The following is a 10,165-nucleotide window of genomic DNA, read 5'->3' as shown; positions in this document are numbered from 1 at the left end:
TATATTGCATTTGTAAGTTAAATAAGTTTCAAATGAAAGTTATGCGAGGTGGTTATGGCTTTTACTTTTACCAGCAACACATTGCCCGCCGACCACAAAGCGGCAATCCGTCAGATGAAGCAACAACTGCGGGCACAGCTCGGGGACGTCCAGTTGATTTTCAATCAACTTAGTGAGGGCATCGCCAGCCGTGTGGCGGAAATCAACGACCTTAAAGCGCAAGGTTCCGCGGTCTGGCCGGTGTTGTCATATGCCGATATCAAAGCAGGTCGCGTGAGTGCAGAGCAGCGTGAAGACATTAAGCGTCGCGGTTGTGCTGTTATTAAAGGCCATTTCCCTCGCGAACAGGCTTTGGGCTGGGATCAATCGATGCTGGACTATCTGGATCGCAATCACTTTGATGAACGCTATAAGGGACCAGGGGATAATTTCTTCGGTACCCTGAGCGCATCGCGTCCAGAGATCTATCCGATCTACTGGTCACAGGCGCAAATGCAGGCCCGTCAGAGTGAGGAGATGGCGAATGCACAGTCCTTTCTCAATCGCTTATGGACGTTTGAAAGTGACGGTAAGCAGTGGTTTAACCCGGATGTCAGCGTCATTTATCCTGACCGTATTCGCCGCCGCCCGCCAGGAACCACCTCAAAAGGGCTGGGCGCACACACCGACTCCGGAGCACTGGAGCGCTGGCTGCTTCCGGCTTATCAGCGTGTTTTCGCCAATGTCTTTAACGGCAAGCTGGCAGAGTACGATCCGTGGCATGCTGCACATCGCACCGATGTCGAAGAGTACACGGTAGATAACACCACGAAGTGCTCAGTGTTTCGGACTTTCCAGGGTTGGACTGCACTGTCCGATATGCTGCCAGGCCAGGGGCTACTGCATGTTGTTCCTATTCCGGAAGCGATGGCTTATGTGCTGTTGCGTCCCCTGCTGGACGATGTCCCGGATGATGAACTGTGTGGCGTCGCGCCAGGCAGAGTATTGCCGGTGTCAGAACAGTGGCACCCACTACTGATGGAGGCGTTAACCAGCATTCCACAACTGGAGGCCGGAGATTCAGTGTGGTGGCATTGTGATGTCATTCACGCCGTTGCGCCGGTGGAAAATCAGCAGGGTTGGGGCAACGTAATGTACATCCCTGCCGCACCGATGTGTGAGAAGAATCTGGCCTACGCCCATAAAGTGAAGGCGGCCCTGGAAAAAGGCGCATCACCGGGTGATTTCCCGCGTGAGGATTATGAAACAAACTGGGAAGGCCGTTTTACGCTGGAGGATTTGAATATCCACGGTAAGCGCGCGCTGGGGATTATCTAATTTGTAATAACCCCAATTCCCCCTAAGTATTTCGCGTTACAGGAAGGCGGCCAGCCTATAAATCCCCGGGAACTTACAGAAGTAAGTGACCGGGGTGAACAGGTGCAGCCAACACACCTGTAACGCGAAAGACGACGGGAAAATTATTCGACGCCTTTAGTCCGCAGATAATCTTCGTAGTTCCCGGTGAAGTCGATCACGCGTTCCGGCGTAATTTCAATCACACGGGTTGCCAGCGAACTGACGAACTCACGGTCGTGAGAAACAAAGATCAGCGTACCCTGATACATTTCCAGTGCCATGTTCAGCGATTCGATTGATTCCATATCCAGGTGGTTGGTTGGTTCATCCATAACCAGGATATTCGGTTTCTGCATCATCAGCTTGCCAAACAACATGCGCCCTTTTTCACCACCGGAGAGCACCTTGGCAGGCTTCTTGATGTCATCCTGACTGAACAGCAGACGACCGAGGAAGCTGCGCACAACCTGCTCATCGTCGCCTTCCTGTTTCCACTGGCTCATCCACTCGAATACGGTCAGATCGTTTTCAAACTCATATTCGTGATCCTGCGCGTAGTAACCGACCTGGGCATTTTCAGACCACTTAACGGTACCGTTGTCCGGCTGCAAATCGCCAACCAACGTTTTCAGCATGGTGGATTTACCCACGCCGTTGGCACCAATGATGGCAACCTTCTCTCCCACTTCCAGCAGCAGATTAAAGTTTTTAAACAGCGGGCCTTCCTCGAATCCTTTAGTCAGGGCTTCCACTTCCAGCGCGTTACGGAACAGTTTCTTATCCTGTTCGAAGCGGATGAACGGGTTCTGACGGCTGGAGGCTTTCACTTCGTCGAGCTTAATCTTATCGATCTGACGCGCACGCGAGGTCGCCTGTCGAGATTTAGATGCGTTGGCGCTAAAGCGGCTGACGAAGGATTGCAGATCGGCAATCTGCGCTTTTTTCTTGGCGTTATCAGCCAGCAGACGCTCACGAGCCTGAGTCGCCGCCGTCATGTATTCGTCGTAGTTGCCCGGATAAACGCGCAGTTCGCCGTAGTCCAGATCCGCCATATGCGTACAGACCATGTTCAGGAAGTGACGGTCGTGCGAAATGATGATCATGGTGCTGTCACGCTCGTTCAGCGTCTGCTCCAGCCAGCGGATAGTGTCGATATCCAGGTTGTTCGTTGGTTCGTCGAGCAGCAGAATGTCCGGGTTAGAGAACAGCGCCTGTGCCAGAAGGACACGCAGTTTCCAGCCGGGTGCGACTTCGCTCATCGGGCCGTAATGCTGTTCTACCGGAATACCGACGCCCAGCAGCAGTTCACCCGCACGGGCTTCCGCAGAGTAGCCGTCCATTTCACCATACTGAACTTCGAGGTCAGCCACTTTATAGCCATCTTCTTCGCTCATCTCGGCCAGGCCGTAGATACGGTCGCGTTCCTGCTTCACTTCCCACAGTTCAGCGTGACCCATAATAACGGTGTCAAGAACAGTGAACTCTTCAAAGGCGAACTGATCCTGACGCAGCTTACCGATGCGCTCGTTCGGATCGAGTGAAACGTTACCCAGCGTCGGTTCGAGGTCGCCGCCGAGAATTTTCATAAATGTGGATTTACCGCTACCGTTCGCGCCAATCAGGCCGTAACGATTGCCGCCGCCAAATTTGACGGAAATATTTTCAAACAGCGGCTTACTGCCGAACTGCATAGTGACGTTGCTGGAAACTAACACTGGCGTATCCTGAAAAGAGAAAGAAATATGTGACAAACCGCTTATTATGCCATAAGTCTGCAATAAGATCGCGCCGTTCATGCTGCACAGAGAAAGTGAAAGCAAAAGGAAAAAAGTGTGATTTAGTACACATCCGAATTCCTTGTTGCTCAGAATGCACATATAATGCGTGCCCAACACTACATAAATCTCAACCCACTAGCCTGCTTGGCTTCAGAATCTCGCAAAAATGAATATGAAATTGACAACGCTTTTCGCGGCGGCGCTCGCGGTAGTTGGTTTTTGTAACACTGCTTCAGCCGTCACGTACCCGCTGCCTACCGATGGTAGTCGTTTAATTGGCCAAAACCAGGTTATCACCATTCCTGAAGGCAACACCCAGCCGCTGGAATACTATGCGGCAGAGTACCAGATGGGTCTGTCCAACATGCTGGAAGCTAACCCGGGCGTGGATACCTTCCTGCCAAAAGGCGGCACCGTACTGAACATTCCTCAGCAGCTGATCCTGCCGGATACCGTGCATGAAGGTATTGTGATTAACAGCGCCGAAATGCGTCTGTACTACTACCCGAAAGGTACCAACACCGTCATCGTTCTGCCAATCGGTATCGGCCAGTTAGGTAAAGACACCCCTATCAACTGGACCACCAAAGTTGAACGTAAGAAAGCGGGCCCAACCTGGACGCCAACCGCTAAAATGCATGCGGAATACCGTGCAGCGGGCGAACCGCTGCCAGCCGTTGTTCCGGCAGGTCCGGATAACCCGATGGGTCTGTACGCGCTGTATATCGGCCGTCTGTATGCTATCCACGGTACCAACGCTAACTTCGGCGTCGGCTTACGCGTCAGCCATGGCTGCGTGCGTCTGCGTAACGATGACATCAAATTCCTGTTTGAAAACGTGCCGGTCGGTACGCGCGTCCAGTTTATTGATGAGCCAGTGAAAGCCACCACTGAACCAGACGGTAGCCGTTACATTGAGGTACATAACCCACTGTCTACCACTGAAGCGCAGTTCGAAGGCGGCGAAATCGTACCGATTACGCTGAACAAGAGCATTACCAGCATCACCGGTCAGTCTGACGTCGATCAGGCCGTCGTTGAGCAGGCGGTACAGAACCGCTCAGGTATGCCGGTTCGTCTGAACTAAGCACATACCTGAAACGAAAAAGGCGGATGAATCATCCGCCTTTTTTATTGCCTCAATGCCGCTTTCACAGTAATAACAACAAACCATACCCCACCAGCGCCGCCCATATCAGCATCGGCACCGAATACAGATGAAAACGCCACCAGATACGTCGGTCATTCGCCATGCGTAAAGCAATCAGATTCGCCAGCGACCCCGGCAACAGGCCGAACCCGCCGATATTAACCGCCCAGGCCAACAATAGCGTCGGTGGAACATAGTTGAGCAACAAAATAGTGCTGGGAACATTACTGATAAACTGCGATAAGCCGATTGCCGTCAACCAGAGCGCCGGTGCTGAAAGCGTGCCAATCTGACTGGTTATTCCGTGTAACGCCGGTAACTGCGTCAGCAAATGCACATCAATAAACATCGCCATAAACACCAGCAGCAACGTCCAGTCCACGCTTAAAATCACACGACGAGCCAATATCATGAATCCAGTCGCCACAATCGCCAGGCCCCACAGCTCAAGCTTGAGCTCCAGTGCCATCAGGAAGACGATATACAGCGCCAGGCAGCTCCACACCAACCGAGGCTGCCAGTCAGGTGCGCGCGTACCGCTATGATAGTGCAGCGTTTTATGTGGGAAACTGAACCAGCACAGCACCACCAACGTCAGCATCATGGTGCCAGCAAGCGGTGCCATTTGCCAGGTAAACGCAGTAAATGACAGGCCAGAGCGCCCCCACATCAGAATGTTCTGCGGGTTACCTATCGGTGTCAGCAGAGAACCTGCGTTCACCGCCAGCGCCTCAAAAATAATGAGGCGGTTTACCGGGATGGCGCACAGTTTTTTCAGGGTAATGGTAAGGGGAACAACAATAAATAAGGCGACATCGTTGGTCAGAAAGGTCGACAGCAGCGCCGCCGCCAGCACCATAAATATCGCCAGTTGGCGCTCCGTGTGGAAGCGGCGGGTCATCTTGCGCCCTAATACATCAAAGTAACCGCTTAGCTCCACGCCTTTGGTTAGCAGCATCAGGCCGCTCAGGGTAATAATGGTGTGCCAGTCAATGGCCCCAGGCCAGGCCCGGGGTGTAAATGGCACAAACAGGCTCAGAACAACCCCGATGAGGATTAACAGCTGGAAAAAACGATCGCGCTGTAAGGCGCGAAGAATAGGAAAACTCATTCAGAGCCTGTTCCTTGCTGTTGCGTAAACCGGCTAAAAGCCTCCAGCGTTTCCTTACTGACATGATGCTCCATTCCCTCCGCATCGCGACGGGCAATCTCCGGACTGATACCTAACATCAGCAGGAAGTTTTCCACAATCTGATGGCGTTCCCGGCTCTCCTGCGCCAGACGCTCACCTTCAGCGGTTAAAAACACCCCACGCCAGGGAATCATTTCAATCAACCCAACGGAGGCCAGGCGCTTAAGCATTTTGGCAACCGTCGGTTGGGAAACCCCAAGACGAGCAGCCATATCCACCTGACGCGCCTCCCCCACCTCGATAATGAGATCGGAAATCAGCTCTACGTAGTCATCAATCAGCTCACGGCGATGTGCCTCGCGGACCTGACGAAATCCTTCAACGTGTTCTTCGACATTCACCAATTGCGTCACTTTTTTTGTTGTTGGCATACCTGCGCGACGACTCATTCTGCTTCCTCGTTCCTGTGACGCGTTAACAGCATCTGATTAGAGAACGCTCATTGTAAACCAGAGTTGCGCGGGCACAAAAAATTAACGTTTTAGCAATAGCTATATAATATAGCCTGTGCTATATCTGTATATAATAAAGACATCCCTCAAGGACTGATGGGATCGTGAAGTCAGGAGGTTTATATGAATGAATTTAAGAGGTGTATACGCGTGTTTAGCCACTCTCCCTTTAAAGTACGGTTGATGCTGATCTCAATGCTGTGTGACATGATTAACGGCAAACCAGAGCAGGATAAACCCTCAGCAAAATAATGCGGCGTCGCGGTACGCCGCTTCATTTTTTTGTCGTAACCTGATTACGGTGATCGGTTTCGTCCAAATAACCCTTCTTTTTGTCTGTTTTGCTGTTGCCCTCTCAAAACAATTTCTTTGTAGTAGTTGACCTTCTCATGCACACACTCTATCTTTTCGCAGCCCTGCATATATTGCGGCTCGCGGATGCGGACCCATTCCCTCTTCTCGCTCTCTCAGGCAGGCATGACCCTTTGCGCCAGGGGTAGCACATGGCGTTTTTGCAACAGTGGCATATGAATTTAACCCTCAAAGATTCACTTATTGCTCGTAGCCGGGCTATTAGTCCGTGGACTGGCTTTTATTTTTTACAGTCTCTGCTGATCAACCTCGCGCTGGGCTACCCACTAAGCCTTCTTTATAGCGTTGCCTTTACCTGTGTATTGATGCTGTTGTGGCGTACTGCGCCGCGCGCGCAAAAAACGCTGATTGGCATCTGTTCGCTGATTGCAGCGATGTATTTCCCATTCGGCCAGGCTTACGGCTCGCCAAACTTCAATACGTTGTTGGCGCTGCACTCGACCAACATGGAAGAGTCGACCGAAATCCTGACCATCTTCCCCTGGTACAATTACCTGGTTGGCGTGTTTATTTTTGCGCTCGGCGTTATCGCCGTAAGGCGTAAAAAAGACGAGCAGAAACGTCGCTGGAACAAGTACGACAGCCTGTGCCTGCTGTTTAGCATCGTTGCATTCTTTGTTACTCCGGTACAAAACCTGGCATGGGGCGGCGTTTTCAAGTTAAAAGATACCGGTTACCCGGTTTTCCGCTTTGCCAAAGACGTTATCGTCAACAATAACGAAGTGCTCGACGAGCAAGAGCGCATGGCTAAGCTGTCGAGCGTGAAAGACAGCTGGACGGTAACCGCCGTGAAGCCGAAATATCACACCTATGTTGTGGTCATCGGTGAAAGTGCCCGACGCGATGCGTTAGGCGCGTTTGGCGGTCACTGGGATAACACGCCGTTTTCCAGCACCGTTAATGGCTACATTTTTGCTGATTACATTGCTGCCAGCGGCTCCACGCAAAAATCGCTCGGCTTAACGCTAAACCGGGTCGTCGATAATAAGCCTCAGTTCCAGGATAACTTTGTCACGCTGGCCAACCGCGCTGGGTTCCAGACGTGGTGGTTTTCCAATCAGGGGCAGATCGGTGAATACGATACGGCAATAGCCAGCATCGCGAAACGGGCCGACGAAGTGCACTTCCTGAAAAACGGTGACTTCGAAGCCGATAAAAACACCCGTGATGAAGCCTTGTTGAAAATGACCGCTCAGGTGCTGGCTACCGAACGCACCCAGCCGCAACTGATTGTGCTGCATTTAATGGGTTCTCACCCGCAGGCCTGCGATCGTACTCAAGGGAAATATGACACGTTCGTCCAGTCGAAAGAGACCTCCTGTTATCTGTACACCATGACGCAAACCGACGATCTGCTGCGCCAGCTTTACGAGCAGTTGCGTAACAGCGGCAGTAGCTTCTCCATGGTCTATTTCTCCGATCATGGCCTCGCCTTTAAAGAGCGTGGAAAAGAGGTGCAGTACCTTGCCCATGACGACCAGTTCCAGCAGAACTTCCAGGTCCCCTTTATGGTACTGTCCAGCGATGACAAAGCGCATCGGGTGATTAAAGCCCGCCGCTCGGCGAATGATTTCCTGAGTTTTTTCTCTCAGTGGACGGGGATCAGCGCGAAGGAAATTACCAACAGCTACCGCTTTATCTCTGAGAAAAAAGCCGGGCCAGTGTATATCACCAACTTTAAATTGCAGAAGGTGGACTACAACCATTTGGGCACTGATATCTTCGAGACCAAATAGTCTCCTACCAGGCCGGATAAGGTATTTTGCCGCTATCCGGCACGTAACAATGCCTGATGCGCTGTGCTTATCAGGCATTCAACGACACGCCTTTCTGTATTACAGGCAAAAAAAATCCGCCCCAGAAGGCGGATTTTTTGTATCACCGAAGTGATTAGAAGCGGTAACCAACACCCGCGATCCAGGTACCTACGTCAACGCTACGAATACGGCTCTGCTCGTAAGAGAAGTCCAGAGCAACGTTTTCGATCGGGTTGAACTGCACACCGGCACCGTAAGAGAAACCGTAGTCGCTGGTGTCATGTTTGTCTGCAGGCGTTGCTGCATCCTGGAATTTACCGTAGCCAACACCTACAACACCGTAGACGCTTGCCCAGTCATTCAGACGGTAAGCAGGACCTGCAGTGATGCCGTAGTATTGGGTTTTGTTGTAATCGCCAAACGAGTCGGTACGATCTTTTTCAGTGTAAGTGAAGGAACCGATCACGCCCAGCGGGCTGTTGTCCTGCTCATAACGATACTTCAGGTTGAAACCGTTCATTTTGTTCGCTGCGCCCTGAGCATCGCTCTGAGCGTAACCACCAGTAACGGTAGAAGTAGCAGCTACAGCGGTACCTGCGGAGAAAGCCAGAACAGCGGCCAGTGCTGAAAGACATGCAATTTTTTTCATAACCACCTCAAATGTGCTTCAAGTAAATCTTAAGTTTTAAATATACCAAAAACTGATGGGAAACTCTTTGCGATTCGCGATGTCTAACGGAGCTTTTCATGTAACAGAACATTTCAGAAACCCGCTATCTCTTTCAATTAACATCACTTTTCTAATGATTTATGCCATTATTGCGCGCACAACACGGCACATTCATCCAGATGATTCCTAATCGCGCAGATTATTAATCCATCGTTTTCATGCCATTGTACGGATCTCAGTAATTTTTTTTTCAACGAATACTCAACCAGCCGAGCGTATTTCCATTACACTCGCTGTTTTACTTTTCTATACACAAACTCACGTGCATCGCAGCAAATCTGCGGCGTCCTGTGGGGAAGGTGTGTAACCATCATTTGACAGGAGAAAGGATGCCGGGGTCGTCACGTAAAGCGCCAGTCTGGTTGCCTATTTTGGTTTTGCTGATAGCTATGTCCTCTATTCAAAGCGGCGCATCGCTGGCGAAATCGCTGTTCCCTCTCGTCGGTGCGCCAGGCGTTACTGCCCTGCGCCTCGCTCTGGGAACGCTCATCCTTATTGCATTCTTTAAACCCTGGCGTTTACGTTTTGCCAAAGAGCAACGTCTTCCCCTGCTGTTTTATGGTTTGTCTCTGGGTGGGATGAACTATCTCTTTTACCTGTCAATTCAGACTGTACCGCTAGGTATTGCCGTAGCACTGGAGTTTACCGGCCCGCTTGCAGTGGCGTTATTTTCCTCCCGACGCCCGGTAGATTTTATTTGGGTTGCGCTGGCCGTACTCGGACTGTGGTTCCTGCTGCCGTTAGGTCAGGACGTTTCTCACGTTGATTTAACCGGTGCCGCGCTGGCATTGGGGGCTGGTGCCTGCTGGGCTATCTATATTCTTACCGGGCAACGCGCAGGCGCAGAACATGGTCCGGCAACGGTCGCAGTAGGTTCATTAATCGCAGCACTGGTTTTTGTGCCGATTGGCGTCATTCAGGCAGGTGATGCGCTGTGGCACTGGTCTATTCTCCCGTTGGGCTTAGCGGTAGCGGTCCTCTCAACTGCGCTTCCCTATTCGCTGGAAATGATCGCATTAACGCGACTGCCTACACGTACCTTTGGGACACTGATGAGTATGGAGCCCGCACTGGCGGCGGTGTCTGGGATGATTTTCCTCGGTGAAACGCTGACGCTTGTCCAGACGCTGGCTCTGGGAGCGATTATTGCTGCGTCAATGGGCTCTACGCTCACCATCCGCAAAGACCCACAAATTAAGCAAGTTGACGTGAATTAACCTGCCAATATTCTGCATGGTTTGCATAATCATGCAGAATATCTTGTTATATATCCCCACTATTATTATCGCCCTTTACTTCCCCGTTGAAGCACGCTATTTATGCTGAGGCATAGCATTAACACAATAATAACATCCCACTGCACCAAAATAACTTATCATATTGATTTATAATCATA

General features: G+C 51.2%; 9 protein-coding genes. 5 read left to right on the top strand and 4 right to left on the bottom strand.

Features of this window, described 5'->3' with window-relative positions; translation table 11 throughout:
* Nucleotides 1-54: 54 nt before the first annotated feature.
* Nucleotides 55-1,317, top strand: coding sequence for a DUF1479 domain-containing protein (locus NNN64_RS21845; RefSeq protein ID WP_271442743.1), 1,263 nt, complete (start codon nucleotides 55-57; stop codon nucleotides 1,315-1,317).
* A gap of 143 nt (nucleotides 1,318-1,460) precedes the next feature.
* On the opposite strand, the gene NNN64_RS21840 is transcribed toward NNN64_RS21845, so the two are convergent.
* On the bottom strand, nucleotides 1,461-3,053 hold the full coding sequence (locus NNN64_RS21840; RefSeq protein WP_137384314.1) for an ABC-F family ATPase: 1,593 nt from the start codon (nucleotides 3,051-3,053) through the stop codon (nucleotides 1,461-1,463).
* 229 nt (nucleotides 3,054-3,282) lie between these two features.
* Here NNN64_RS21840 and ldtB point away from each other — a divergent pair, with 229 nt between their 5' ends.
* Nucleotides 3,283-4,203: a L,D-transpeptidase gene (gene ldtB / locus NNN64_RS21835; RefSeq protein ID WP_126318723.1), complete on the top strand. Its 921-nt coding sequence runs from the start codon at nucleotides 3,283-3,285 to the stop codon at nucleotides 4,201-4,203.
* 64 nt (nucleotides 4,204-4,267) lie between these two features.
* On the opposite strand, the gene NNN64_RS21830 is transcribed toward ldtB, so the two are convergent.
* Together NNN64_RS21830 and mntR are read right to left on the bottom strand one after the other, a co-directional pair.
* Nucleotides 4,268-5,377 (bottom strand): anion transporter, encoded by a 1,110-nt coding sequence (locus NNN64_RS21830; protein WP_271442742.1) that lies wholly within the window; start codon nucleotides 5,375-5,377, stop codon nucleotides 4,268-4,270.
* On the bottom strand, nucleotides 5,374-5,847 hold the full coding sequence (gene mntR, locus NNN64_RS21825; protein ID WP_003831586.1) for a manganese-binding transcriptional regulator MntR: 474 nt from the start codon (nucleotides 5,845-5,847) through the stop codon (nucleotides 5,374-5,376). The genes NNN64_RS21830 and mntR overlap by 4 nt, the downstream gene beginning before the upstream one ends.
* 186 nt (nucleotides 5,848-6,033) lie before the next feature.
* On the opposite strand from mntR, the gene mntS reads away from it, so the two are divergent.
* The gene (gene mntS / locus NNN64_RS21820; protein WP_137384317.1) at nucleotides 6,034-6,162 is read left to right on the top strand and encodes a manganase accumulation protein MntS; all 129 of its coding nucleotides are present in this window, start codon (nucleotides 6,034-6,036) and stop codon (nucleotides 6,160-6,162) included.
* Between the two features lie 275 nt (nucleotides 6,163-6,437).
* Nucleotides 6,438-8,018 carry a phosphoethanolamine transferase gene (locus NNN64_RS21815; RefSeq protein ID WP_271442744.1) on the top strand — a complete coding sequence of 527 codons (1,581 nt, stop codon included), beginning with the start codon at nucleotides 6,438-6,440 and terminating at the stop codon, nucleotides 8,016-8,018.
* 154 nt (nucleotides 8,019-8,172) lie between these two features.
* Here the strand turns inward: NNN64_RS21815 and ompX are convergent, their stop codons facing one another.
* Nucleotides 8,173-8,688: an outer membrane protein OmpX gene (ompX, locus tag NNN64_RS21810; protein ID WP_048212190.1), complete on the bottom strand. Its 516-nt coding sequence runs from the start codon at nucleotides 8,686-8,688 to the stop codon at nucleotides 8,173-8,175.
* 410 nt (nucleotides 8,689-9,098) lie between these two features.
* Between ompX and rhtA the strand changes: the two genes are divergently transcribed.
* Nucleotides 9,099-9,986, top strand: a complete 888-nt coding sequence (gene rhtA, locus NNN64_RS21805) for a threonine/homoserine exporter RhtA (RefSeq protein ID WP_271442741.1) — start codon at nucleotides 9,099-9,101, stop codon at nucleotides 9,984-9,986.
* The last annotated feature ends 179 nt before the right edge of the window (nucleotides 9,987-10,165 follow it).

It is taken from the genome of Citrobacter sp. Igbk 14 (assembly GCF_028069825.1).
Classification (GTDB): Bacteria; Pseudomonadota; Gammaproteobacteria; order Enterobacterales; family Enterobacteriaceae; genus Citrobacter.
This window is presented reverse-complemented; position numbering and strand designations above follow the sequence as displayed.

What these genes read in the sequence shown, in the direction of transcription:
- ldtB (WP_126318723.1), top strand. Translation starts at nt 3,283, where the DNA reads ATGAATATGAAATTGACAACGCTTTTCGCGGCGGCGCTCGCGGTAGTT.
- NNN64_RS21830 (WP_271442742.1), bottom strand. Translation starts at nt 5,377, where the DNA reads ATGAGTTTTCCTATTCTTCGCGCCTTACAGCGCGATCGTTTTTTCCAG.
- NNN64_RS21845 (WP_271442743.1), top strand. Translation starts at nt 55, where the DNA reads ATGGCTTTTACTTTTACCAGCAACACATTGCCCGCCGACCACAAAGCG.
- mntS (WP_137384317.1), top strand. Translation starts at nt 6,034, where the DNA reads ATGAATGAATTTAAGAGGTGTATACGCGTGTTTAGCCACTCTCCCTTT.
- NNN64_RS21815 (WP_271442744.1), top strand. Translation starts at nt 6,438, where the DNA reads ATGAATTTAACCCTCAAAGATTCACTTATTGCTCGTAGCCGGGCTATT.
- ompX (WP_048212190.1), bottom strand. Translation starts at nt 8,688, where the DNA reads ATGAAAAAAATTGCATGTCTTTCAGCACTGGCCGCTGTTCTGGCTTTC.
- mntR (WP_003831586.1), bottom strand. Translation starts at nt 5,847, where the DNA reads ATGAGTCGTCGCGCAGGTATGCCAACAACAAAAAAAGTGACGCAATTG.
- rhtA (WP_271442741.1), top strand. Translation starts at nt 9,099, where the DNA reads ATGCCGGGGTCGTCACGTAAAGCGCCAGTCTGGTTGCCTATTTTGGTT.